The following is a 23,584-nucleotide window of genomic DNA, read 5'->3' on the forward strand; positions in this document are numbered from 1 at the left end:
AGGATCAAACTGTCGTTAGGGGGTTTGAGTCCGATGGAGTATAGACGCAGTCTTGGAATTGCTTAATTCAGGTCCAAGAAAGCGTCCGCACCCCCTATGAAATGACGCAGTGCCAAGTACTCTTACAATTTTCAGCCATAGAATGACCATTGTAAGAGTGCTTGGCAGCAAGTTCTTGCTATATCATTTTGGAATAAAAGCTGTTATCATATTGAAATACCACGGGGACACTAATTGAGCCAGTGTACCCAATAAAAGAGCTGGCATCCCTGTCCCTTTGGCAGTTAAATTCCATATTCATTAAATAGCTTTGTCCGAAATGCTGGATCTGCAATCGCTTTTGGAATTTCAGAGCCTCTATTTTCCTGTAACAATCTCTCATAAAGCATATTAACACGCTGCTCACCTTGTTGTACTCCGTCCTTTCTGGCTGAGTTTATGGAATCATTCCAGTCGCGGATTGCTTTTTCTCGGTTTCGATACATAGCCATTAATGTTTCATCGCTGCTAGCTTTTTTTAAACGCTCATATGCTTCCTCAAATGTTTTATTTTCTTCAATCAATTTTTCATACACCTCCTGTTGACCAGAGTTAATAAATAGTGCCCATTGATCTCTTGCAGTTAAGCCAGAAAGCTCAAAAGTTTCAACTTCTTTTGTTTGAGATAATTCGCTGACTGCTTTGCGCAGCTCAAAGAATGAAATCTTGAAAGTTTGTCTGTATGTTTCGTTTGTTTCTTCATCTTTAAGAACAAAGCTTCTGTAGTAACGGGAATCTTCGTATAAATCAAAACACAACAAATTTAATCCATAGACAGGTGCAGTTTTAGAATAATCATCTCCGGTATGCAATTGTTCTGTACAAAGCTGGCATGTATAATACAAGGCACGCTTCTCCATATTGTGGCGATTCAATACTTGAATTTCGATATCAATGAGGCTTCGGTCGGATAATTGAACTCTTACATCCAGTATACACATTTTATCATCGAGATATTTCGGATCAATGATCGGATTTAAAAGAGTGATCTGCTCAGAAGATTGAATATCTAATCCAAGAACATCGTTTAAAAAGACACGAAGAATCGGCTTACTTTCTTCCTGACCGAATACCTGTTTAAATACGATATCGGAAGTCAGGGGCAATAATTGTACAGTTTCTAAGTTATCGTTCATCAATAAGTCCTCCATTTTATGTAGTTCCGAATTTCGGTACTTATCTGATGTATTTTGTGCTATCTGGCTTTTTTCTTTTGTACCTTAAAGTATTCCTTTCTATATATGAGAATATCACGAGGGTGATATTTTGGCAAGTGTTTGTTGAATAAACCATTGCACCGAAGAGCTTTCGTTGCATGACGCATAAACAGTAACGTGCGTCATGCAAAGGGTATGCAATCCGATAGGTGGAAAACCTATCAAATAAGCTGTTAACCACAGCATTTGAAGCGAGTCTTGAGTGTGTTACAGAGATACAATTCCCTTCAATTATCTGTTTTGTATTTGTTTTGCATTAGTATCACCACGTTGGAAAATTTTAAAATAGAGAGATAACTATGGACATCTGCATGAAAGTTTGACATAATAAACGAATATGGTTTTTTGAGAGAGTACACGATTCTTTTTGTGACCTCTTAAATTTTCAGTCGTCATACAAATGAATAGGAGGTTGAGACGCAATGATTTATTTTATCTCAGATACTCATTTCGGTCATGCCAATATCGTGAAGATGTGCGAACGGCCTTATCCTGATGTGGAAGCCATGAACGAAGCACTGATCACAGCGTGGAATGAACGCGTACATGGAGATGATACAGTCTATATTATTGGAGACATGTTCTTTCGATGCTCTGACCCAGAGTCTATCTTAAAGAGGCTCAAAGGAAAGAAATGGCTGATCGTGGGCAATCATGATGGCTCCTGGATGGATAAAGTTGATTTGAATCACTATTTTGTCAGTGTAGACAATTATCTGGAAACAACAGATGGTGTACATGGAATGACGATTTGCCACTATCCGCTGCTAGCGTGGAAAAATGCCGGGCGAACGTACATGGTTCATGGTCATATTCATGCGGACACAAATTCAGATTATTGGCCGTTAATTCAGCGCCGGGAACGAGTGCTGAATGCCGGTGTGGATGTGAATGATTATCGCCCTGTGACATTTGAGGAGATGGTAGAGAACAACCGCAAGTTTAAGTCGGCACATGCAGGACAGGATTGCGCGCACAATGCGGATGAAACTGCGAAAAATTAAGAATGGAAAAATTAAACTGGTAAGCCATGATGCCAGGTACTCTTACAATCCGAAGTTGGGTAAATATTAAAATTTGTAAAAATCGAACGATTTTGTTGATAAAATCGTTCGATTTGTGTATAATATAATTGAAAAGAGAGATTTTCTTTTTAAGACGATAATTATTTGTTCTTCAAGAAAGGGGATGATGATATGTCTATTACCGCAACTGAATTAAAAATTAATCTTGGCAAATATCTTATGCTTGCAGAAACAGAGGATATTTATATTACTCGTAACGGAAAAGTTGTTGCAAAATTGTCTAACCCATATCAGGACAGAGTAGATGTTGCTAAGTCATTATTTGGTGTTCTTTCAAATGATATGACTCTGGAAGAAGCACGGGAAGAAAGGTTGAATACAATATGAGAGTTTTAGTTGATACCTGTGTTATCATTGATGCATTACAGTCTCGTGTTCCGTTTGCAGAAGCAGCACAAAAGATTTTTATATATTCTGCAAATAAGCAATTTGAGGGTTATATTACTGCAAAGTCAGTTACAGATATCTATTATCTGACACATCGTTTAACACATAGCGATGCAGAAACACGAAAGATTTTGAGTAAACTTTTTACTTTGTTTCATTTGTTGGATACTACTTCTTTAGATTGCCGAAAGGCAATATCTTCTGAAATTGGCGATTATGAAGATGCTATTATGGTGGAAACGGCAATTCGTTCAGAAATGGATTGTATAGTAACCAGAAATGTGAAAGATTATACGAAATCTTCCGTTAAGGTGTATGAGCCTTCTACATTTTTAAAGTTATTGGAAGTAGAAAGGGAAACTGAATAAAAATAAGAAAGGAATATCCGCAGATTCCACCTAAGGTAGAGTATTCTCTGACAGAAAGAGGAGAATCGTTGATGAATGTACTTGACCAATTATGTATTTGGGGAAGTCAAAATCGATTGCCGCAATGAAGTCTCCAAGAATGTAAGAGTACTTGGAACGCTTACATTTTATCTCTTGACAGCAGGCGCGACGCAGCGTATTCTTGAATATAGAAAAAAATGCCGCTGAAAGGCGGCATTTCATAACACCAAGGGTTAGAAAAAACTAACTACAGTAAGGAGGAAAACAGAATGACTGTCGGAGAACGAAACAAAAAAATGAACCTCACCGGTGTGCCGGAAACAATGCTTCAAACCATCTATGCCAGAGCAAAAGAAAGCAAAGGCCGCGGTGCGATTTGTGATAAAAAAGCCGAGGAAATCGTCAGCAGACTCGATTACGATTTTTCGCTTGCGGACAAAGATACCGCTATGCACAGCGGCGTTATTGCCCGCACCATTGTGCTGGATCGTTTGACAACGGCGTGGCTGGCAACGCATCCCGGTGGCGTTGTGGTTAACATTGCCTGCGGGTTGGATACCCGGTGCTATCGGATGAAAGGGTATGCACACTGGTATAATCTTGACCTGCCGGAAACGATGGCCGTGCGTGTAAAACTCCTGCCTGAGAGCGGCTTGATCTCACAGATTGCCATGTCCGCCATGGACAACTGGGGCGATGAAATCAAAGAGAAAAATGTGCCAGTGCTGGTCATCATCGAAGGATTGACCATGTATCTGTCAGAAGCGGACGTGCAGCGAATCTTTGCAGTGATTTCTGGGCGCTTTCAGCAAGCAACTGTGTTTGTGGAAATCATGAATCCGATGATTGTAAAGCGGTTCAAGGAAAAATCCATTGATGCCAGCAACGCAAAATTTGTGTGGGGTGCGAAAAATGGCGCTGCCTTTGCAAAACTTATGCCGGATTTTCAATTTAGGGAAGAGCACAGCCTGACGGAAGGGATGGCGGCCTTTGCGCCGATTTATAAGCTACTGGATAAGCTGCCGTTCGTGAGAAACATTTCAAACAAAATCATCATACTGGAAAAGCTGCTGTGATTTCTGCTTGAAACTGAAACAGTGAGTTGGAGAAGGGAAAAAACATGAAATATTTTTTGAATATATGATGCATAACATTGGTGTTAGGCGTTCGTACGCTAACCGATTCCGAATTACTTCTGTGAGATTCGATAGTCTCTGGGAGACTGTGTGCAGTAGCGGCGAAAAATTTTCTTGAAATAGCTGACATTTTCAAATCCAACTAAGAGTGCAATCTCTGTAATGGGAAGTAGGCTTGTGCGCAGAAATTCTTGAGCCTTTTGGATTCGTTGAATGTGCAGATATTCGCAGATCGTAAAGCCTGTTACTTGTTTGAAAATTCTCGTTAAATAATATTTATTTGTAAAAAAGAGTGATGAAAGTTCATCAAGTGAATGAGCTTCACGGTAATGATCCGCTAGAAAACCTGCAACACGGTTGACTGTGCGGATCTTTTCTGTCTCAGCCCCTTGAAAAGTAGCAGATGAAATTCGCGTAGCATTGTTTTTGGATTTGATTCGAAAAGAAAAAAGTAACATTTCTCGAAGCAAATATTCAATCATTTCTTGATAGAGTTCTTTTTGTGCTTTTGCTTCTTCTTTGATTTCGTTTAGCTTGGCATTTAAGATGGTTTGTTCGGAAGCTGTCAGAGTTAAAATGCTCATTTCATCTGTAAAAAGAGTGGAAAGTCGCCCATCGGCCATCTCATCAAACCAATGTTCCATAACAGCTTCCTCAATTTCGATTAAGAAGCGATGATGAAAATGTTGCTCAGCTGGAGAGGTTTTGTGAATCCTGTTTTTGCCGATGAAAACAAGGCTTCCTGGTTGGACAAAGAAGCTATTTCGATCAATAAAATAATAGCGACTACCTTCTAATAAGTAGTAGATTTCGTAAGTAGAGTGATAATGACGGTATTTCATATCAAATGAGCCACTGCGGGTGGCTTCCTCAAGTTGAAAATGATTTGTCTTTAATTCAAAATAAGTGCCATATGGTGATGGTGGAAATTCGTAGGTTTGAGAATTTTTTGTATTGTTTGTATCCATAAAAATCTCCTTTAAAACTAATCAATTAAAACTAGACGATTAGGTCAATATTGTTTTATTTCTTGGCATAAAAGCCAAAAAACAGCAAGAAAATAAATAGATCTGCATTTATAATAACAACTAAAGAAACAGTTGACAAGGGAAAATAAATATCAAATAAAAGAAAGGAAGGATTTACTATGATTTACAAAGACAATGCAGTAAAAGATCTTCGCATCGCCTATATTGGAGGCGGATCAAGAGGATGGGCGTGGACCTTCATGCGCGATTTGGCATTAGAACCAGCGCTTGGCGGAACCATCGTTTTGTACGATATTAACAAGGAAGCAGCGAAGGCAAATGAGGTGATTGGAAACGGGATTACCAAAAGACCAGAGGCAGTTGGAAAATGGAAGTATGTTGTTGCAGATACACTTGCAGAGGCACTTACGGGCAGTGATTTTGTTGTAATCTCGATTCTTCCGGGTACGTTTGATGAGATGGAGTCGGATGTGCATGAGCCGGAAAAGTATGGAATTTATCAGTCGGTTGGTGACACGGCAGGACCGGGAGGAATGGTTCGTGCACTCAGAACGATTCCAATGTTTGTTGAGATTGCAGAGGCAATTCGTGATTATGCACCGAAGGCATGGGTCATTAATTACACGAATCCAATGTCTCTATGCGTAAAGACACTGTATCATGTATTTCCAGAAATCAAGGCATTTGGCTGTTGCCATGAGGTATTTGGAACGCAAAAGCTTCTGGCACAAATTGCAGAAAGAGAGCTTGGCTTAACCAATATCGCACGAGAGGATATTGTCGTAAATGTACTGGGATTAAATCATTTCACTTGGTTTGATCGTGCTTCCTACAAGGGAATTGATCTATTTCCAGTGTATCGCCACTTTATCGAGACTCATTTTGAAGAAGGCTTTGAGGAAAAGGACAATAACTGGATGAATTCCACCTTTGCATGTGCACACCGTGTTAAATTTGATTTATTCCAAAAATATGGATGGATTGCTGCAGCAGGAGATCGCCATTTGGCAGAGTTCATGCCACCGATTTATTTGAAAGATCCACAGACGGTTGCCTCATGGAAGTTTGGTTTGACAACAGTTACATGGAGAAAAGAAGATCTGAAAAAGCGTCTGGAAAAGAGTAAAAGATTGGTATCTGGTGAGGAGCAGGTTGAGCTAAATCCATCCGGTGAGGAAGGAATCCTTTTGATAAAGGCTTTGTGTGGACTGACACGTGTGATCAGTAATGTCAATATTCCAAATACAGCAGGTCAAATTCCGAATCTTCCCAAATCGGCAGTTGTGGAGACAAATGCAGTATTCTCTAGAGATAGCATTGCACCAGTCTACGCTGGAAATTTGACAGAGGAGATTAGACAGCTGATGCTTCCGCATGTGATGAACCATGAGGATGTCTTAAAGGCTGCGCTCACATGTGATTACGAGATCATGCTTCGCGCATTTCGTCGCGATCCTCTTGTCACCTGTAGCAGTGCGGATGCAGACAAGCTTTTAAGAAAAATGATTGTAAACACAAAGAAGTATCTGCCAGAGGGTTGGCAAAAAATAAGCCTGAATCCGTGAAAAGAATTGATATCGCAAGTAAGACTCCTGACACTCGTAATTTCTACAGCTTTTTTTTGATGTGTTGTCATATGTCGCAAGATGGTATCTGGAGAAGGAAGAAGCTGATAAAATTAACCGTAAAATTGTAGAACATAGGAAGAAAAGTAAAGGGAAAAGTTGATGGGATATTTTGTGGAAGAGAAGGCACGTGTTTGTTGGTGAGTTCAGAGCATATAGAGAAATCTGTATGCTCTATTTTTTCCCATTTTTCGAGAAGGGAAGTAACATAATAAGTTAAGTGAGCGTATTTATAAAATAGAAGAAAGTGTAGAGCTATATGGACATGAATGAAAGCAGTAACCATTGACTTGAAAATTTGGAGAAAAGTCGAGGAGGTAAGAGATGGAGTTTGGAATTGCAAGTGTGGCAGGTATTACAGTCATCTGCTATTTGGCTGCACAGGCAGTAAAGGCCACGAATCTTGATAATAAGTGGCTTCCTGTAATTTGTGGGGTACTTGGAGGTATTCTAGGTGTTGTTGGTTTATATTGGATTCCAGAGTATCCGGCTCAGGATATTATTACGGCAATTGCTGTCGGTATTATGTCTGGTTTAGCAGCAACTGGTGTCAATCAGGTCTATAAGCAGTTATCCGGAGAAAAAACGGAAAAATAATTTTCAATTGATTTCCAGAACGTTTCTGTATATAATCAAAAAAGAAACGTTCTGGAGGAAAAGAAAGTGATTTACGAATTAAAGGATTCTGAAAAAGGAAAAGCAATTTTTGAAGGTTGGCAAGAAACAATGATTTATTCTTGTTTACAAAAGGTAATGGGACATATTTATGTTACTGATTTTGAAAATCCAAAATCTGCAGTCGCTATTGTGGGATGTTTTGCTTTTTACGCAGGAAAAACAAATAGGGAGCTTATTCAAAAGAAACCAGAAGGGTTTGCTATTTTGGTACCACAAAATGGAGAGTGGGAAGAGTTGATTGAAAAATGCTTTCCAAACGGAAAGAAGGTTACTAGATATGCAATTAAAAAAAATACAAGATTTGACAAGAAAACACTAGAACGAAATATAGAACAGCTTCCAAAAGGATATGAGTTAGCAAAAATTGATTCGGATCTATATGATAAATGTTTAACGAATCCGATTGCAGTAGATTTTGTCTCTTCTTTTGAAAATAAGGAACAATATTTGAAAATAGGAAAAGGTATGGTAGTAATAAAAGAGGGTGAGATCGTTTCTGGGGCGTCTTCCTATACCAGATACAATGATGGAATTGAAATCGAGGTAGATACAGCAGAAGAAGAGAGAAGAAAACATTTGGCATTGATTGCATGTTCGGCACTGATACGAAATTGTTTGGCGGAAGGTCTTTATCCAAGTTGGGATGCTCAAAATACGGATTCAGTTCGATTGGCTGAAAAATTAGGTTATGAATTTGATCATGAGTATATTGCATATGAAATTGCTTGATGATATTATGAAGCAAATAGCTGGATTAAGCAAAATTATCGCCAGAATTTTAAGGTTGAGAAACTTGCAGAACAATGGAATATGAGAGTTTCTCAGTTCTGTTAAAAGTTTAGAGATAGCATTGCACCAGTCTACGCTGGAAATTTAACAGAGGAGATTAGACAGCTGATGCTTCCGCATGTGATGAACCATGAGGAGTACCTGACATGCCAATGAATCAATAGTTTTCTAAGAGATCGTCATGAGATATAATCTTATACGAAAAGAATATAAGAACCTGGAGGGATAATTCCTCAGGGTTCTTTTTATAAAAAATCAGAAACACTTTAAAATATGCGTATAATTGAAAAATATTGAAAATGAAAGTAAGCATCGAAATGATATGGAAATAGATTTTATTATTTCAAATAATAGTAGATTAAAGTATAAGATGTTTCCAATTGAGGTGAAGTCTGGAAAACAATATAAAACCACTTCACTGGATAATTTCAGAGAAAAATATAGGGAACGTATAGGTGAGAGTTATATTATTCATCCAAGAAATTTGATTTTGAAAGATTGAATTATCTGTATTCCTCCATATATGACAGTGAATATATAGATGTAAAAGCGCTAGACACTCTTACGCCTGCTAATTTTTGCGTCTTACAAGACAAAAGCTAGACAGGCATGCGAAAAGAATATAGAATAAATGAATTAGAAAGTTATCAGGATGAGATATCGATAAAACTATCTGACAGATTTAAATACGAGAGGAGATCACAAAACAATGATTTATTTTACAGCAGATACGCATTTTGGTCATGCGAATATAGTAAAAATGTGTGAGTGGCCATATCCGGATATTGAAAGTATGAATGAAGCGATGATTGAGGCATGACAGATGCACAGTGCTATAAGAAAGCAAACATTGACCGAAAGCTCTTTTCTAAAATCCGCTCAGACAAATATTATAAGCCGTCTAAGCCGACTGTGCTGGCATTTGCTTTGGCTTTGGAACTGCCACTTGACCAGATGCAGGAGATGCTTGTCAAGGCAGGATTCTCATTATCACATTCAAATAAATTTGACATTATCATAGAATTTTTTGTAAAGCGAGGAAACTATAATGTGTATGAAATCAACGAAGCGTTATTTGCCTTTGACCAGAGCCTGATTGGGGCGTGAAAACAAAATGTCGCTTTCCATGCGACCACTCTTCAAAATAAAACTGCTATAGTATGGCTGTAAGGTATGAAAACAAGCAGCTATTTGGCGTGAGTAATGAATACCGTAACAGCGAACTCGGCAGGGCGAGATATTTTGGGAGGACAAGCACATGAGGAAGAATTTAACAGAAATCGTTTTTATTTTGGATCGCAGTGGCTCCATGAGTGGGCTAGAACGCGACACCATCGGTGGATTTAATTCTATGATTGAGAAGCAGAAAAAAGCAGAGGGAGAGGCATTAATTTCTACGGTACTGTTTGACAATGTGAGTGAGGTTTTGCATGATCGTGTAAATGCAAAGGACATTCAACCAATGACTGACCGAGATTACACAGTTCGTGGCTGTACGGCATTGTTGGATGCGATTGGTGGAGCAGTCCATCACATTGGAAATGTCCATAAATATGCAAGACCGGAGGATGTTCGAGAGCACACAATGTTTGTGATCACAACGGATGGTATGGAAAATGCGAGTCGTCGTTACACATACGAAAAAGTGAAGCAGATGATTGAACGGCAGAAAACAAAATACAATTGGGAGTTTTTGTTTTTGGGTGCCAATATTGATGCGGTTCAAACAGCAGGTCAGCTTGGAATTGGCGCAGATCGTGCGGTCAACTATCAATGTGACAGTGAAGGAACTGCGCTGAACTATGATGTGGTTAGTGCAGCAATCAGCTCCGTCCGTTGCAGTGCATCGCTAAGTGCAGATTGGAAAAAGCGCATTGATGAGGACTACAAAAAGCGTGGTGGTCGCAGGCATAAGTGATATCATGTCTGGCTTAGCAGCAACTCACTAACTTAAAAAGAGCACCTAGAATGCGAACAGAGCAAGAATTTGCATAAAATGTTGGAAAGGAAATAAACGTGTTACAAAATCCATATAAAACGGCTGAAACGATACTTTTTGCATCATCCAAGCCTAGAGGCAAATTGAAAAGTGTTGATTTGTATGGACCTTCTGTTAAAGAAAAAAATGAAGGTTCACTATGTTCAACATTTCATCTTGAAAATGAAAGTGGTACGGGAGACATTGCTGCCTATTCGGTATTTCCAGGTATGGAACTAGTCTATAATGATATGCATATGAAGTATTGCAACAAAACGCAAAATCCTCGGACGAACTTTCTTGAAATTAATTATTGCAGAGAGGGGCGGTCTGAATGTACTTTTGGAGAATATAGTTATTGTTACATGACAGCTGGTGATTTATCCATTTGTTCTTTGCAGGGAAAATCACACACATCATCTTTTCCAACCTCTCATTATCATGGAATAACAGTTACGATTGATTTTGCAGAAATTACAGAAGAGATGAAGCAGATTTTATCACTTCTTTCGATTGATCTAAATCGAATTTTCGCATTTTCAGAAAAACAGGATTTTTATATGGTGCGTGCAAATGAAACGATTCAGCATATATGTTCAGAATTGTACACGGTACAAGATCATTTAAAGCCTAGCTATATTAAAATAAAGCTGCTGGAACTTTTGCTAATATTGACAGAACTGAATTTTGATGCTGGCAAGAAAGATTATATTTATTTTTCAAAAGCACAAAGAGATTGCGTTTTAAAGATTCACGACTTTGTAGTAGAACATATCACAGAACATTATACGATTGAGGAGTTAGCAGAGCGATTTGAGATATCGCCGACTGCAATGAAAAAATGTTTTAAGGAAATGTATGGTGTTCCGATCTATACTTATTGCCGTACCTATCGGCTGCAAATTGCAGAGAAAATGTTAAGGGAAGGGCAATTGTCGGTAGCTGAGATAGCTGCAAAAATTGGATATATTAATCCGAATAAATTCACATCTGCTTTTTGCTCTGAATACAAAATGACACCGACAGAATATAAAAAGAATGTCCAAATGGATAGAAAATAGTCTGTTTGGTCATTGAGATTTGAATCGGTACTAGATAAAATATGCATTAGTTAGTTACAACTAACATAATATAAATTTAAAAAGAAAAGAGGAAAAAAGATATGAGAAGAAAAATGTTTGTTATGCCACTTGCAGCAGCTATGGTTTTAAGTGCTGTTCCAGCATTTGCATCAGAAGGAACATCATCAGCTGCAGAAGAGACAGTAGAAGAGACATCCGAGGCATCATCTACAGAAGAGAGCGAGAGTGAGGGGGTTGGAGATGTCCTTGCTAATCTAGAGGGAACCTATGAGGAGTTATTCCCAGTGATCGCAGATGCAAAGTATGATGATTTGTGGCTTGGCTTTTGTGCTCAGTATGGTGATGAGGAGAATGCGCAGTTGTATTCTGATATGTTAAAGGGCAGCACGACTGCATTGATTTATGGAGCAGAGGCAGTGGATACCTATGCAGAGAATCCAGACGACACGGCATTTGACTGTTATTTTTTGCATGGAGTTGCACAGTTTACAGTAGAAGGAAACACGATTACTGGAACAGATGCAGACGGTGAGGAGGTATTTTCTCACACCTATACTTATGTTGGCGATGCAGAGGATGGAAGCTTTGCAATTTATAAGAGCGATGACGAGAACTCTGGTGATTTTACTTATTTTGCATTTGCAGCAGATACTCCAGATACGACCTATCATATTGAGTTTCGCTACGGATATACCGAGTACAAGATCAATTCTTTCTATGATGGAGATTATGCCTACTGGATGGCATCAGGAATTAAGACAGATGCATCTGAGGACGTAATCAGTGATTGCGTTGAACTGTTTTGCAGTGAGAATCTCGCAGAATAAATAAAACGAATCCTTATAATTAAAAGATGACAAAATAGAGTGTGTCGAGAAATCGATATGCTCTATTTTTTAGTGAAGTAAGAGTATCTGGCGTTCTTACATCAAGATAAAAATCACTTTTCACTCTCCTCACTGGTTGAAACCTTGACAAAATGGGAGATCGAGGAATACAATAAAAAAGTAAATTTTATTTCATTGGAATATGCTAGTATTAAATATGATTGACTGGTATGAAGGAAAAGAATATATAGAAGAATGGTAACAGTTAAAAAGTCTGCACAGTTGATGGGCAGACCTAAAAATATAAAATTTTGAGGGAATTAGAAATGAAAATTGTAAAAGCAGGAATACAAGACTACTATACACAGACTGGTGTATGAGAGAATTTGCTATTTTATTGGAAATATGACTATGGATCACATAGCCAGACTGCGTACCAGATTAATATTTATAAAGATAAGGAGCAATTATATTCGACAGGAAAAGTGATATCTGCTGAACAGAATAATATTGCAATTTCTCTTCCTTTACAGGAACAGACGAAATATCACTATCGAATTTCAGCGTGGGATGAGGAAGACAAAGTGGAAAGCTCTGAGTATTTTTCCTTTATCACTGGTGTGAAATCATGGAAGGGATTTTGGATTGGAAATAACACAAAAAAGCCAATGATGGTTCGAAAAAAATTTATCTATAGCGGAAAAAAGAACGAGGCAATACTTTCCATCGCTGTTACTGGGCAATTTGAGGTTCGTTTAAACGGGGAGAAGATAAGCAGTGCTGTATATGAAGGAGCGCAGACGGATTATCAGGATCATGTTTGTTATAATACTTATGAAATAACAGAACATTTGATAGAGGGCGAAAATGAAATAACAATAGAAGCTGCAAATGGTTGGTATATTGGTGATGACGATGATGGAAAGCGTTATTTTTATACAATTGACAAGGGATATGAGCCTTTCGGAACTTGTTTGCTTGTAATTGCACAGTTGAAAATAGCAGATAACTATATTGTGACCGATGACAGTTGGGAGGTATGTCGTTCAAAAACGGTTTTAGCAGATATTTATGGTAGTGAGGATATGGATTATACCATTTCTTATGAGTGGAAACCAGCACAGATGTTACAAAAAAAGGCACCAAAAGGTGAGATAATCCCATTTACTTATCCACCAATGATTCATAAGTACTGCTATGAACCACAACAAGTAGACCATACTCGGATGATTTTTGATTTTGGACAGAATATGTCATCCCAGTTTTTTATAAAAATCAGAGGAGAGAGAGGTCAGAGAGTTCGAGTAATACCGGCAGAAAAATTAAAAGCGAATGGAGACATAGAACAGACGGTTGATACGTATTCAATTTTGACGTTGAGTGGTGGAGAGGATGTATTTGAACAAAAGTTTTCCGTAAATGGCGCACGATGGTATAAAATAGAGGGGGCTACATTTGAGCAGATTCTTGAATTTAAATCCTTCTTTACGACATCATCAGCAGAGGACACTGGAAAGTTTCATTGCTCAGATGAGAATTATAATAAGATCTACCATCTAATTTTGAAAGCAATAGAAAGTAATTTGAATCATTTGCACACAGACTGTCCAACGATTGAAAAATTAGGATGGTTGGAACCAGATCATTTGATGGCAAAAGCGGTAATGTATAATAAAAATGTGGATACGTTGTGGTCAAAAATTGCAATGGATATGCGGGACTCGCAGTATCAAGAATCTGAAATGGACTTTGACACAGGAAATTTCAGACATGAATATAAGAGTGGATTGGTTCCTTCTATAGCACCGAGATATGCAAAATTTATTTATGACTGCGGTGAGGGAAGCTTTTGGGATATTATTCCATGGGGAAGTTCTATCATATTGGCTGCGTATGAACAGTATAAATTTTATAATAACCGCAAAATATTGGAAGAGAATTATGTAAGTGCAAAAAAATATATCAAATACTTAACGGAACAATATAGAGATTATAACCGTTTGTATCACAAAAATGGCCAAGTGCGATTTATTTGCTGTGGTTTAGGTGATTGGGGAATTGAACAAAATAAAGGGCGCAGTCGAGAAAATTTAGAGACTGCATTTTACTATCACGATTTGATGGTAATGGCTGAAATTTCAAAGCTTCTCAAAAAAGAAGATGAGAAAGAATTTTTAAATCAGGCCCAAATGGTTAAGAAGGCATATAATCAAACTCTACTTATAAAAGAAAATGGTCGGGCATATTATCGCTCATATGATAATGGAGAAATAACACAGGCGAATCAGGCTCTTCCACTATGTTTTGGGATGGTTCCAAAAGAGTGCGTAAAATCGGTTCAGGCAGAACTACTTGCTTTGTGTACCGATTCGCATCTAAAATGTGGTGAGATTGGTCTTGTTTATATTCTTCGAGCCTTATCAGAAATGAACCAACATGAAAAGATACATGAGATGATTATGAAAAAAGATCATCCATCGTATTTGCGGTTTATCAATAATAATGAGACGACTCTTCCAGAGTTTTGGAGAGATGATGCGAGAGGCAGAAATCATGATATAAGACGCAGTGCCAGGTACTCTTACAATTTTGGGAAACTGGGGTGCGGACAATTTTTGGACCTAATGTCGAAAGATGTTAGGAGGAAGAAATGAACAGGTATAGCTGAAAAATATGGAATTCATCGGAATTGTAAAACGATATATGCAATGGTGTAGAGATAAAAGAATCAAACTGTCATTAGGGGGTTTGAGTCCGATGGAGTATAGACGCAGCCTTAGAATTGCTTAATTCAGGTAAAAAAAGTGTCCGCCCCTCACAAGAACCTGGAAGGATTATCCTTCTAGGTTCTTTTTTGCGCAGAAAAATGTGATGTAATGGAAATAGATAGATGTAATTGAGGGAAAAGTGTGATATTATGGGAGTAAGAAATTGGAATTTGTGGAGGTATCATTATGAAAAATATTATGTTTGGAAATAGTTTAATGCTTTTGGCAATTTTTTTATTTATGTGGTGTGGTTTTATGAAATCAATGTATGTTCTTATGTGGATTGCAATTGCATTGATTCTAATAGGATTTATTATAGCGGTTGTTGGCTATATTAGCAAGGACAAGAAATAAGTAAAAAGTCTTGAGTTGTGCTAAGCGTAGACAGCAAGGTGATTTGTAATGAAAAGAAGCAGGACTAAGAGTAAGAGTACCAGGCACTCTTACGACATCGAATCAGGAACACGCGAGGCCTTGGCATATGATAGTTTAAAGTCAGTGAATAGCGAGAATGATTACAATAAATTTGCATCAACTGAGATGATGTTGTATCGAATCACCAGTTCATTGGCTACGCTATGCGCAGGCTTGACCTTGTGGTTGGGATATAAAAGAGCCTATGAAATTGATATTTTCTTTGGACTAATTGCGATGGGCTTTGCATTCGGCTTGAAAGAGATTTCAGTTGATGATAATGAGCATTCACAATATTCCATAAGCCAGAAATTAAAAGAAGTCATTACAGAAAGCATAAACTTTTTGGTTACAAACAAAAAAGCCAGAGCAATTATGTTTTTAAATGCACTGATAGGCGCCGTATCAACACTTGTGGGAAGCATTATGTGATACATAGGCATTTGCATCTTACCGCCGATTTTTGTATTTCACAGGATAAACGCTAGACAGATATGCGAAAAAACGATAGAATGAAGAGACTAGAAGAAAATTGTGCTCTGTTAATGGCAACACCAAGCAAGCTTCCTGCGACAATGATGTGATAATCAGGAGCGTCTTCACAAAAGTATTTGAGAGAAGTCAAGGTACGTGTTTATTTATAACTAAAGATGAGGTTGCAAATTCCTTTTTTAATGTATATCTTAAAAATAGCAGAAAAGAAGGAAAAAATTTATGTCTAAATATGCGAGTACCTTCTTTTTGGGAGGAAAATTGCTATGACCTTTATAGAAGCACTTAATAGTCAGGATTTAGAAAAAATAAGAAAGTTCCCCAAAGCGGATTTGCATAACCATTTTGTGCTTGGTGGTAGTAGAGAGTATATATTCAATAAGACTGGATATAAAATCAAATCCATAACAACTCCGTTGAAATCTATGGGTGAAATGGATTCATGGAGCAGTAAATATATTGGAAATCATTTTAATAGCCCGGAAGGAAGAAAATTATTAATTGAGGCAACATTTGCACAAGCAAAATTCGACGGAGTAACAGTGTTGGAAATAGGAGAAGATGTATGGGGCCTTGGCGAGTTTTTTGATAATGACATTGAAAAAATGATTTTTTGTTTTCAGGAAGCAAATGCTAGGATAGCTCCTGAGATCGAATTACGTTTACAAATTGGATTATCAAGACATTGTTCGGTTGACTATTTGATGAATTGTTTATCTCATTTTTGGGGACATAAGGAATTTTATTCGATTGATCTTTATGGAGATGAATTGGCACAGTCGATAGCGAATTTCATCCCAATTTATGATAAAGCTGCTGAAAACGGACTTGTGTTAAAAGCTCATGTGGGCGAATGGGGTACTGCGAAGGATATAATTACTGCAGTTGAACTTCTTCACCTTAATGAAGTGCAACATGGAATAGCGGCTGTACAAGATGAAAATGTCATAGAGTATCTGATTGAAAATAATATTCGATTGAATATTACACCTTCAAGTAATGTACTTTTGGGTCGCGTATCTGATATGGCACATCATCCGATAGCACAACTTTATCATAGGGGTGTAGATGTTACCATAGGCTCTGATGATGTACTAATTTTTAATTCGGATATTTCAAAAGAGTATCTGAGGTTATATCAGTCTGGATGCTTAACAAAAGAAGAACTTGATGACATTCGGATAAATGGATTAAGAGATCGAAAGAATAAAGCATCGCATCGGTCTACAAACAACGGAGCAAGAATATACAAAGAATTGTAAAAATAACTTCCAAGATGGATGAAGAAATTTAATGAGTTTACATTCGATAAAAGTATATCATCACTGTGGAGAATGTGGGAAGAAGCAAGATTTTTTTTAATTCAGGAAAGTTCAGAGTAAATGCTAATGGCAATCGGATTGATATATTGATGTAAAAAATGTAAGCATTCTTGGAATCTATCAATAGATCTTTTTGCATCTTACAAGCTGATTTTTGCATATTATTCAAGAATACTGGACAGCATTACAAAAATTGTTCTTTACTGAAGACTCGTATTGCTTGCCTCTTTTCTCTGAAAATGAAAAGAACCAGTGAGAGAATCGTTAAATTTCACTCACTGGCTCAATTTGTTTCAAATTCTTTGGACAACTCTGTCAGTTCTTTCACCGTTTCTTGGGTGTGATGCAACAGGGTGTCACGCATTTCTGGCGGACAGCTGGAATAAAGCATTTTCCCCTTTTCTATAGTGGCGATTTGCTTTACAGAAACATGGCTCATTGATCGAGTAAAAAATTTATAATATACTCTGTAAAAACAAGATACAAAAAAACTCTTGTTGTTGGATGGACGTTTCTTAAACATAAGGGAAATAATGCACTTCATCAGAAATTCAAAAAACTATGTTATTTTATAAATTGGAGGTGGAACAATGCAGAAGATTTTAATTGTCGAAGATGATATTGACATTCAGGATATATTGAAAAAACATATGATTGATGCAGGCTATGAAGTTGCTGTCGCTTCTAGAAGCCATGGTGACAGGAACGTTGGCTTTTAAAGTGTCCCTGCTGGTTTAATATGTGTCCCCAAAAATCATAATATTTAATTATGTAAGACGCAGTGCCAGGTACTCTTACAATTTGAGCAACATTGAAAACGGCCATTCCAAGTTGAGCTTGCCGATGGCGGTTGCGCTGGCAAACGTCCTGTCTGTTTCGGTGGATGAATTTCTGTGCGACAGCGTGATCCACTCCAAGGAAGTTTTCTCCCATGAGGTTCAAATGCTTTTGGAGGATTGCGACGACTACGAGATACGCATACTTACCGATCTATTCAAAGCAGCCAAAGACACGATCCGCAGGGATATGAAGCTGAAACAACAGGAATAGCGCAGACGGTCATAGTTGACCGTGCTGCGCTACTCTTTTCTTACAATGCAAAGCGCCGGGCGCGGGGGTTGTATGCCTCTGCGTCCGGCGCTTTGTTTCTTATGCCTGCCCCATCGGGAAGTTTGGCAGTTCTTCCAGCAGCTTCATAATCAAGTGCTGCTTCATATCCTCATTAACGGCCAGCTCGTCGATCATGGGGGTGTAGTGTTCGATCACCTTTTCTTTGGCCCATTTCTCGCCGGCGACGGCGGCCCTGATGGTAGCTGTGTCCAGTAACATTTCCTGTTCGGCCATCGTGTCAACTCCTGTCGTTTTTTGTCTTATTCCAGCATACCACAGAACCGGCGGGAAAACCAGCGCCGGAAAGATTTTCCTACGCATTTCAAAGCCCGTTCCGGCGGGTATTTGATAAATCATTCTGCCACCCCATTGACCACCGCCGAAAAGCCTTGATTTCCGTGGGCTTTTTGCCCCCTAAATGCGTAGACAGGAGGGGCTTTTGCTGGCTTTTGGTTTCATATTTCCAGTGTACCCAGCAATAGAAATGTGTTCTTCTAACATCTAATAATTCATATTTTACGCCTTGTATTCTCTCCTGAAAAGAAATATAATTAAATCTATTAGAGATAAAAAGTGTAGTGCAATACTGACATAAGGCAGGTGAACATAGAACAATATGAAAATTTTGATTGTTGAGGATGATTTAGAGATCAGCAAATTGCTGGCTGATTTTTTACAGGGAAATGGATATGAGGTGCTTTGTCAGTATGATGGGCTTCATGTGTTAGACTGCATACAAGAACATCAGATTGATCTTATTCTGCTTGATATAATGCTGCCTTATCGGAGTGGTGATACTATACTTGCGGATATTCGTAAATTCTCAACGGTTCCTGTCATAGTAATTTCAGCAAAGGAAACAACACAGAACAAGATTGATTTGTTGCGGCTTGGTGCGGATGATTACATTACAAAACCTTTCGATATGGAAGAAGTTCTCGCCAGAATTGAAAGCAACTTACGCCGGATTCAATTTCAAAACAGCACGCCGTCATCTTTGAAGTGCAATGATTTGGTTTTAGATTTAGACGGTAACAGAGCTATGCTACAAGGGGCGGAGTTACCTTTAACTGCGAAAGAATTTGCTATACTGGAATTGCTTATGAAATACCCGGACAAGATCTTCTCAAAGGCGAATTTGTTTCAAAGTGTTTGGAATACAGAGTATATCAGCGAGGACAACACCTTGAATGTCCATATTAGCAACTTGCGAAACAAGATGAAAGCCATTTGCCCGGATAAAGAGTTTATAGATACTGTGTGGGGCATTGGATACCGTTTGCATAAAGCCGAGGGGTAAGCTCTTGGCTTTATGCTTTTTTTATGGTTTCCAAATAGAAATTAAGAAATTCTTTATGATTTCCCATTACACTAAAATGTAAAGGAGGATGACAACATGAGTTCTGTTATTTTGGAAGCACATGACTTAACAAAAGAATACCGGCACACAATTGCCTTAGATCATATTGATTTGAAAATTGAAAAAGGGAAAATTTATGGCTTCATAGGCCAAAATGGAGCAGGAAAGACCACCTTTTTGAGATTGGTTACAGGATTAGCGTTTCCGACAAGCGGCACCTTATCGTTGTGGGGGAAAACCGTCGAAAAGGAATTGCAGGAACAGAGAAAGCGGATCGGTTGCATGATCGAAACACCTGCGCTTTTTCCGACAATGACCGCTTATCAAAATATGGAGATACAGCGTATCCAACGTGGTATCCCTGACAAAGCAGTTATCCAAAAAACTTTAGACATGGTAGGTCTGAAAGATACCGGGAAAAAAGCTGTCCGTAATTTTTCGCTGGGGATGCGACAGCGATTGGGTATTGCAATCGCACTATTAAATACACCAGAATTTCTTATTTTGGATGAACCGATCAATGGGCTTGATCCTGCTGGAATTGTGGAAATTCGTAATTTGCTAAAGTCCTTGAATAAGGAATACGGAATGACGATATTGGTATCCAGCCATATCTTAGAGGAACTGTATCAGACAGCATCAGAGTTTGTTTTAATAGACAAAGGCAAAATTATCGAAGAAATATCAGATCGAGAACTAAATGATCGTTGCAAACGGCATATCGCAATAAAGGCAACTGATCCACAAAAAGCTCTGATCGTTTTGGAAGAAACGCTACACACAGATAGTTTTAAGCTGATGCCAGATGGCATGATTCGCCTATATGATTATCTCGATGATATGGAAAAAGTGGCTGCTGCTTTGTCAGATGCACATATTCTCGTTACAGGTCTTTCTGTGGCCGGTGATACATTAGAAGATTACTTTTTAAGCAAAATAGGAGGGACAGGAAATGTCAAATCTCCTAAAAGCTGAATTTTATAAGCTGTTCCATAGCTGGTATTTTTGGGGGATAGGATTGTTTAATCTCCTTTTAAGTAGTGTGTTGTTACTGGATAGCGTTGGGGAAACATCCAACCTTTTCTTTGCTTCGATATACAATATGCCAATCCTATATTTCCTCACAATCATCTTTTCTGCCCTGTTTGTTGGAAATGATTTTGGCAGAAGAACATTACAATCATATATCAATGCCGGACATCGACGCGGAAAGATACTATTTGCGAAGCTGGTAGTTCATCAAATCGCCTGCATGGTTATCCTGTCTTTTCCACTGTTGTTACATAGCATAATTGGTACGTTTGTCACTAAAGGAGCATTGGCAAGCATCGGCATAGTTGTAATGGTGATTGCTTCGCAATTTGCAATGTGCCTATTACCTTTTTTCTTTGCCTTCATTTTCCGTGATATAGGAAAGAGTATGGCTGTGCCGATGGTACTCTTTTTCTTAATGGTCTTTTTGATGAATGGAGATCAAGCGCAGCTTATCTCACAAATATTGCCTATGGGCCAGCTTCGGCTTATGGCATTGCAACAATCCAACATATCCGGCGGGCAATTCATGTTTTCAGATTTTTTATGGGTACTGGCATTATGCTTAGGTACTTATCTGTGGTTCCGACGCTCGGATTTGAAATAACAAGGAGGTGTGGGAATGAACAACTTACTGAAAATGGAAAAATATCAATTATCACATAATATCTTTTATTGGTGCGGTTTAATAGGGATATTTTTGATTGGTTTTTTTACCGCAGATACTTATGTCCCGGAAGCTATGGGGCCTATGGGTGGGGCTGCTACATCCCTCGCAGATATTTTTAATGGAATGGTTTACGATTCAACCTTTCTCCTGATTATTATATCCAGTATTTTAGCTCTGATTTTAGGACAGGAATTTTCCAGTCGGACGATTGATCTTGAGGTCAATGCAGGACATTCGAGAAAAACCATTTTCTTTGCTAAAGTAATCTCATACTTAATTGCATTTAATATCATGGCTCTTGTTTATCCTGTGGCTGGTTGTATAAGAGAAAGTGTCCGCTTTGGTATTACCGAAGCAGGCAACCTTTGTTATAAGGTCAGTAAGGCGATTTTATATTCTCTGCTTTTGAACAGTGCGACTTTTCTTATTGCAATCTGGATTGTTTTTTGGTTAAGAAGCTCTGCAAGAGCAATAGCTGTTACCGCTTTAGTCACTTTTGTTCTTAGCCTTTATCTTGGGTATGGAATGATGTTCGATCTTCCTGTTGCATTTTTGGCAACCTATCAGATACGGGAAGCGGTTTTTTCTGTGACCTATTTTTTGCCATGGGCCATTTTAGTTGGCGTTGTTTGGATAGTTGCTTTGATAACCTTTTCATGGATTAGCTTTCGCAAATGTGAACTCAAATAACAAGGAGGGAGGTGTCTGGAATAAAGCTATTGTTAATTTTAGTTATCGCAGTCTTGATAGTAGTGCTTCTCAAATATGTGCAAATCAAAAGACAAATCCGTAACCTATCGAAACAAATGACCGATCTTACAACTGGAAAATCGGAAAAGATGCTGAACATCTCTCTTGTTGATAAAGATATAGAACAACTGGCCGCAGTATTAAACCAGTATAATGAAAAGCAAAGACAGTCCATTGCAAGCACATTACGGCACGAAATGTATTTGAAAGAGTCCATTGTTAATATTTCACATGACTTGCGTACCCCTCTGACGGTAATACTTGGCCATTTACAATTATTAAAAAAGGAGAATTTATCAGCAGGTCAAAAACAGCGTATAGAAACCATTTTTAATAAAGCAGAAAGAATGAAAGAGCTGATACAAACATTTTACGATCTTTCTGTAATAGACGCAAAAGAAGTAACTCCTGTGCGTGAAGATTTCAACTTAACAAATTTGCTGATAAATCTTATCACAGAGAACGCCCCAGCATTGGAAGCAAAAGGCATATCTCCTGTAATTGGTCTGCCAGATTATTCCGTTTATCTCCATTCGGATTATGGTATGGTAGAACGTATTTTTCAAAATCTTATTATAAATGCTATTCGATATTCCTCTGGCTCGATTAAAATTGATTTGAAGCAAGGCAAAGAAAAGAGTGCTATTTTTATCATTGAAAATCCCATTGATAGTAAGGTGGAAATAGAACCAAACCGACTATTTGAAAGATTTTATACCGGGGACAAATCAAGGCATAATAGCGGTACAGGAGTGGGGCTTGCTGTGGTAAAACTATTAACTGACAAGCTCGGCGGCAATGTGTTCGCTAAAATTGAAAATGATACACTAACCATTTCATTGGAAATCAAATAAACAGTATTGTTTCAACTGCCGGGCGACGGCAAAGAAAAAAAGCCGTCGTACAGCAGCCCTTTTGACACGCCCATAAAGCCGCCATGTTGATATACCCTGTTTTTCCAAAGCATAACTTCTTAAAAAAAGCCTGTATCCAACAGGGGGCGACGCAACCGGCCCCGGCCTCTCACTCTCCCGCAGATCGGGGGTGAGAAGATGAAGTACACTCCTGATGGTTATGGAGAACGCTGCCGTTTTGACGCTTTCTGCAAAACCGTTCTCCGCAACGAGGCCAGAACCCACCTGCGGGATTTGGGCCGCCAGCGGAACCGGGAAATCGAGTTCAGCGCCTTATCGCAGCAAGAAATGGACAAGCTCTGCACAGTAGACGAATACCCAAGTGACAGCTTCCTATTCACAGCCTATGGCTATGCCTTACATATTGAGCCGACCCCCAAGAGTTAGACCAAAAATCTAACACTTGGGAGGTTGACTTTTATGATTAAATATAGTTTTGAACAAAAGAAGGCATTCGTTACTGCCTATCTGAATGGTGAAGGCGGAATACGTACTGTTATTAAAAAGTATGGTTATTCAAATCGTTCTCAA

At 38.4% G+C, this 23,584-nt stretch carries 27 protein-coding genes and 3 pseudogenes; 26 read left to right on the forward strand and 4 right to left on the reverse strand.

Annotation, left to right across the window (positions count from 1 at the left end):
• Positions 1-284 precede the first annotated feature (284 nt).
• Positions 285-1,175 carry an Rpn family recombination-promoting nuclease/putative transposase gene (locus tag LKD48_RS14330; protein ID WP_262537972.1) on the reverse strand — a complete coding sequence of 297 codons (891 nt, stop codon included), beginning with the start codon at positions 1,173-1,175 and terminating at the stop codon, positions 285-287.
• A gap of 503 nt (positions 1,176-1,678) precedes the next feature.
• Here LKD48_RS14330 and LKD48_RS14335 point away from each other — a divergent pair.
• The 6 genes and pseudogenes from LKD48_RS14335 to LKD48_RS14360 all read left to right on the forward strand — a co-directional run bounded on the left by LKD48_RS14335 (position 1,679) and on the right by LKD48_RS14360 (position 4,193).
• Positions 1,679-2,260 (forward strand): metallophosphoesterase, encoded by a 582-nt coding sequence (locus LKD48_RS14335; RefSeq protein WP_308732386.1) that lies wholly within the window; start codon positions 1,679-1,681, stop codon positions 2,258-2,260.
• 192 nt (positions 2,261-2,452) lie between these two features.
• Positions 2,453-2,668 (forward strand): type II toxin-antitoxin system Phd/YefM family antitoxin, encoded by a 216-nt coding sequence (locus LKD48_RS14340; protein ID WP_022312100.1) that lies wholly within the window; start codon positions 2,453-2,455, stop codon positions 2,666-2,668.
• On the forward strand, positions 2,665-3,096 hold the full coding sequence (locus LKD48_RS14345) for a PIN domain-containing protein (RefSeq protein ID WP_118616374.1): 432 nt from the start codon (positions 2,665-2,667) through the stop codon (positions 3,094-3,096). The genes LKD48_RS14340 and LKD48_RS14345 overlap by 4 nt, the downstream gene beginning before the upstream one ends.
• 2 nt (positions 3,097-3,098) lie before the next feature.
• Positions 3,099-3,224 (forward strand): annotated as a pseudogene (locus LKD48_RS14350) (winged helix-turn-helix transcriptional regulator); the annotation flags it as partial.
• The gene (locus LKD48_RS14355; RefSeq protein WP_308732387.1) at positions 3,172-3,324 is read left to right on the forward strand and encodes a hypothetical protein; all 153 of its coding nucleotides are present in this window, start codon (positions 3,172-3,174) and stop codon (positions 3,322-3,324) included. The pseudogene LKD48_RS14350 and the gene LKD48_RS14355, both read left to right, overlap by 53 nt.
• Before the next feature lie 62 nt (positions 3,325-3,386).
• A complete protein-coding gene (locus LKD48_RS14360) occupies positions 3,387-4,193 on the forward strand; it encodes a class I SAM-dependent methyltransferase (RefSeq protein ID WP_118616372.1) in 807 nt (268 codons plus the stop codon).
• A gap of 113 nt (positions 4,194-4,306) precedes the next feature.
• On the opposite strand, the gene LKD48_RS14365 is transcribed toward LKD48_RS14360, so the two are convergent.
• The gene (locus LKD48_RS14365) at positions 4,307-5,221 is read right to left on the reverse strand and encodes a helix-turn-helix domain-containing protein (RefSeq protein WP_308732388.1); all 915 of its coding nucleotides are present in this window, start codon (positions 5,219-5,221) and stop codon (positions 4,307-4,309) included.
• Positions 5,222-5,400: 179 nt separating this feature from the next.
• On the opposite strand from LKD48_RS14365, the gene LKD48_RS14370 reads away from it, so the two are divergent.
• From LKD48_RS14370 to LKD48_RS14425, 13 genes and pseudogenes are all read left to right on the forward strand, one after another.
• On the forward strand, positions 5,401-6,807 hold the full coding sequence (locus LKD48_RS14370; RefSeq protein WP_308732389.1) for a family 4 glycosyl hydrolase: 1,407 nt from the start codon (positions 5,401-5,403) through the stop codon (positions 6,805-6,807).
• A gap of 384 nt (positions 6,808-7,191) precedes the next feature.
• A complete protein-coding gene (locus tag LKD48_RS14375) occupies positions 7,192-7,464 on the forward strand; it encodes a phage holin family protein (protein WP_118616366.1) in 273 nt (90 codons plus the stop codon).
• A 66-nt stretch (positions 7,465-7,530) separates the two neighbouring features.
• A complete protein-coding gene (locus tag LKD48_RS14380; protein WP_308732390.1) occupies positions 7,531-8,274 on the forward strand; it encodes a GNAT family N-acetyltransferase in 744 nt (247 codons plus the stop codon).
• A gap of 358 nt (positions 8,275-8,632) precedes the next feature.
• Positions 8,633-8,836 (forward strand): annotated as a pseudogene (locus LKD48_RS16580) (ATP-binding protein); the annotation flags it as partial.
• Positions 8,837-9,150: 314 nt separating this feature from the next.
• Positions 9,151-9,441, forward strand: coding sequence for a hypothetical protein (locus LKD48_RS14390; protein WP_331466872.1), 291 nt, complete (start codon positions 9,151-9,153; stop codon positions 9,439-9,441).
• A 151-nt stretch (positions 9,442-9,592) separates the two neighbouring features.
• Positions 9,593-10,252 carry a vWA domain-containing protein gene (locus tag LKD48_RS14395; RefSeq protein WP_308732391.1) on the forward strand — a complete coding sequence of 220 codons (660 nt, stop codon included), beginning with the start codon at positions 9,593-9,595 and terminating at the stop codon, positions 10,250-10,252.
• Positions 10,253-10,416: 164 nt separating this feature from the next.
• Positions 10,417-11,373 carry a helix-turn-helix domain-containing protein gene (locus LKD48_RS14400; protein WP_308732392.1) on the forward strand — a complete coding sequence of 319 codons (957 nt, stop codon included), beginning with the start codon at positions 10,417-10,419 and terminating at the stop codon, positions 11,371-11,373.
• A 101-nt stretch (positions 11,374-11,474) separates the two neighbouring features.
• Complete coding sequence (locus LKD48_RS14405; protein ID WP_308732393.1) at positions 11,475-12,221, forward strand: hypothetical protein; 747 nt, start codon at positions 11,475-11,477, stop codon at positions 12,219-12,221.
• 386 nt (positions 12,222-12,607) lie between these two features.
• Positions 12,608-14,875 carry a family 78 glycoside hydrolase catalytic domain gene (locus LKD48_RS14410; RefSeq protein ID WP_456298317.1) on the forward strand — a complete coding sequence of 756 codons (2,268 nt, stop codon included), beginning with the start codon at positions 12,608-12,610 and terminating at the stop codon, positions 14,873-14,875.
• Between the two features lie 49 nt (positions 14,876-14,924).
• Positions 14,925-15,011 (forward strand): hypothetical protein, encoded by an 87-nt coding sequence (locus LKD48_RS16660; protein ID WP_408628582.1) that lies wholly within the window; start codon positions 14,925-14,927, stop codon positions 15,009-15,011.
• Positions 15,012-15,175: 164 nt separating this feature from the next.
• Positions 15,176-15,343 (forward strand): hypothetical protein, encoded by a 168-nt coding sequence (locus LKD48_RS14415; protein WP_308732395.1) that lies wholly within the window; start codon positions 15,176-15,178, stop codon positions 15,341-15,343.
• A gap of 48 nt (positions 15,344-15,391) precedes the next feature.
• Positions 15,392-15,835, forward strand: coding sequence for a hypothetical protein (locus tag LKD48_RS14420; protein WP_118616186.1), 444 nt, complete (start codon positions 15,392-15,394; stop codon positions 15,833-15,835).
• A 326-nt stretch (positions 15,836-16,161) separates the two neighbouring features.
• Complete coding sequence (locus LKD48_RS14425) at positions 16,162-17,157, forward strand: amidohydrolase family protein (protein ID WP_308732396.1); 996 nt, start codon at positions 16,162-16,164, stop codon at positions 17,155-17,157.
• Positions 17,158-17,500: 343 nt separating this feature from the next.
• Here the strand turns inward: LKD48_RS14425 and LKD48_RS14430 are convergent.
• Positions 17,501-17,656 (reverse strand): annotated as a pseudogene (locus tag LKD48_RS14430) (XRE family transcriptional regulator); the annotation flags it as partial.
• Between the two features lie 151 nt (positions 17,657-17,807).
• Between LKD48_RS14430 and LKD48_RS14435 the strand changes: the two are divergent.
• Together LKD48_RS14435 and LKD48_RS14440 are read left to right on the forward strand one after the other, a co-directional pair.
• Positions 17,808-17,936: a response regulator transcription factor gene (locus LKD48_RS14435; protein WP_118616188.1), complete on the forward strand. Its 129-nt coding sequence runs from the start codon at positions 17,808-17,810 to the stop codon at positions 17,934-17,936.
• Between the two features lie 82 nt (positions 17,937-18,018).
• Positions 18,019-18,267, forward strand: coding sequence for a helix-turn-helix domain-containing protein (locus LKD48_RS14440; protein WP_147366101.1), 249 nt, complete (start codon positions 18,019-18,021; stop codon positions 18,265-18,267).
• A gap of 99 nt (positions 18,268-18,366) precedes the next feature.
• Here the strand turns inward: LKD48_RS14440 and LKD48_RS16665 are convergent, their stop codons facing one another.
• On the reverse strand, positions 18,367-18,684 hold the full coding sequence (locus LKD48_RS16665; RefSeq protein WP_349052633.1) for a helix-turn-helix domain-containing protein: 318 nt from the start codon (positions 18,682-18,684) through the stop codon (positions 18,367-18,369).
• Between the two features lie 259 nt (positions 18,685-18,943).
• On the opposite strand from LKD48_RS16665, the gene LKD48_RS14450 reads away from it, so the two are divergent.
• The 5 genes from LKD48_RS14450 to LKD48_RS14470 all read left to right on the forward strand — a co-directional run bounded on the left by LKD48_RS14450 (position 18,944) and on the right by LKD48_RS14470 (position 22,993).
• Complete coding sequence (locus LKD48_RS14450; protein ID WP_055267786.1) at positions 18,944-19,627, forward strand: response regulator transcription factor; 684 nt, start codon at positions 18,944-18,946, stop codon at positions 19,625-19,627.
• A 96-nt stretch (positions 19,628-19,723) separates the two neighbouring features.
• Positions 19,724-20,662, forward strand: coding sequence for an ABC transporter ATP-binding protein (locus LKD48_RS14455; RefSeq protein ID WP_308732397.1), 939 nt, complete (start codon positions 19,724-19,726; stop codon positions 20,660-20,662).
• Complete coding sequence (locus LKD48_RS14460) at positions 20,640-21,326, forward strand: ABC-2 transporter permease family protein (protein WP_118690242.1); 687 nt, start codon at positions 20,640-20,642, stop codon at positions 21,324-21,326. The genes LKD48_RS14455 and LKD48_RS14460 overlap by 23 nt, the downstream gene beginning before the upstream one ends.
• Positions 21,327-21,341: 15 nt before the next feature.
• On the forward strand, positions 21,342-22,079 hold the full coding sequence (locus LKD48_RS14465) for an ABC transporter permease (RefSeq protein ID WP_118616196.1): 738 nt from the start codon (positions 21,342-21,344) through the stop codon (positions 22,077-22,079).
• Between the two features lie 11 nt (positions 22,080-22,090).
• Entirely contained in the window at positions 22,091-22,993 is a 903-nt protein-coding gene (locus LKD48_RS14470) for a sensor histidine kinase (RefSeq protein ID WP_308732398.1), read from the forward strand.
• Positions 22,994-23,584: the final 591 nt, after the last annotated feature.

It is taken from the genome of Anthropogastromicrobium aceti (assembly GCF_020687335.1).
Classification (GTDB): domain Bacteria; phylum Bacillota; class Clostridia; order Lachnospirales; family Lachnospiraceae; genus Anthropogastromicrobium; species Anthropogastromicrobium aceti.

Coding starts and splice junctions, on each gene's coding strand:
- LKD48_RS14345 (WP_118616374.1), top strand. CDS start 2,665: ATGAGAGTTTTAGTTGATACCTGTGTTATCATTGATGCATTACAGTCT.
- LKD48_RS14330 (WP_262537972.1), bottom strand. CDS start 1,175: ATGAACGATAACTTAGAAACTGTACAATTATTGCCCCTGACTTCCGAT.
- LKD48_RS14335 (WP_308732386.1), top strand. CDS start 1,679: ATGATTTATTTTATCTCAGATACTCATTTCGGTCATGCCAATATCGTG.
- LKD48_RS14435 (WP_118616188.1), top strand. CDS start 17,808: ATGCAGAAGATTTTAATTGTCGAAGATGATATTGACATTCAGGATATA.
- LKD48_RS14370 (WP_308732389.1), top strand. CDS start 5,401: ATGATTTACAAAGACAATGCAGTAAAAGATCTTCGCATCGCCTATATT.
- LKD48_RS14465 (WP_118616196.1), top strand. CDS start 21,342: ATGAACAACTTACTGAAAATGGAAAAATATCAATTATCACATAATATC.
- LKD48_RS14455 (WP_308732397.1), top strand. CDS start 19,724: ATGAGTTCTGTTATTTTGGAAGCACATGACTTAACAAAAGAATACCGG.
- LKD48_RS14360 (WP_118616372.1), top strand. CDS start 3,387: ATGACTGTCGGAGAACGAAACAAAAAAATGAACCTCACCGGTGTGCCG.
- LKD48_RS14365 (WP_308732388.1), bottom strand. CDS start 5,221: ATGGATACAAACAATACAAAAAATTCTCAAACCTACGAATTTCCACCA.
- LKD48_RS14340 (WP_022312100.1), top strand. CDS start 2,453: ATGTCTATTACCGCAACTGAATTAAAAATTAATCTTGGCAAATATCTT.
- LKD48_RS14395 (WP_308732391.1), top strand. CDS start 9,593: ATGAGGAAGAATTTAACAGAAATCGTTTTTATTTTGGATCGCAGTGGC.
- LKD48_RS14405 (WP_308732393.1), top strand. CDS start 11,475: ATGAGAAGAAAAATGTTTGTTATGCCACTTGCAGCAGCTATGGTTTTA.
- LKD48_RS14425 (WP_308732396.1), top strand. CDS start 16,162: ATGACCTTTATAGAAGCACTTAATAGTCAGGATTTAGAAAAAATAAGA.
- LKD48_RS14355 (WP_308732387.1), top strand. CDS start 3,172: ATGTACTTGACCAATTATGTATTTGGGGAAGTCAAAATCGATTGCCGC.
- LKD48_RS14460 (WP_118690242.1), top strand. CDS start 20,640: ATGTCAAATCTCCTAAAAGCTGAATTTTATAAGCTGTTCCATAGCTGG.
- LKD48_RS14420 (WP_118616186.1), top strand. CDS start 15,392: ATGAAAAGAAGCAGGACTAAGAGTAAGAGTACCAGGCACTCTTACGAC.
- LKD48_RS14415 (WP_308732395.1), top strand. CDS start 15,176: ATGAAAAATATTATGTTTGGAAATAGTTTAATGCTTTTGGCAATTTTT.
- LKD48_RS14390 (WP_331466872.1), top strand. CDS start 9,151: ATGACAGATGCACAGTGCTATAAGAAAGCAAACATTGACCGAAAGCTC.
- LKD48_RS14375 (WP_118616366.1), top strand. CDS start 7,192: ATGGAGTTTGGAATTGCAAGTGTGGCAGGTATTACAGTCATCTGCTAT.
- LKD48_RS16665 (WP_349052633.1), bottom strand. CDS start 18,684: ATGATTTATCAAATACCCGCCGGAACGGGCTTTGAAATGCGTAGGAAA.
- LKD48_RS16660 (WP_408628582.1), top strand. CDS start 14,925: ATGCAATGGTGTAGAGATAAAAGAATCAAACTGTCATTAGGGGGTTTG.
- LKD48_RS14450 (WP_055267786.1), top strand. CDS start 18,944: ATGAAAATTTTGATTGTTGAGGATGATTTAGAGATCAGCAAATTGCTG.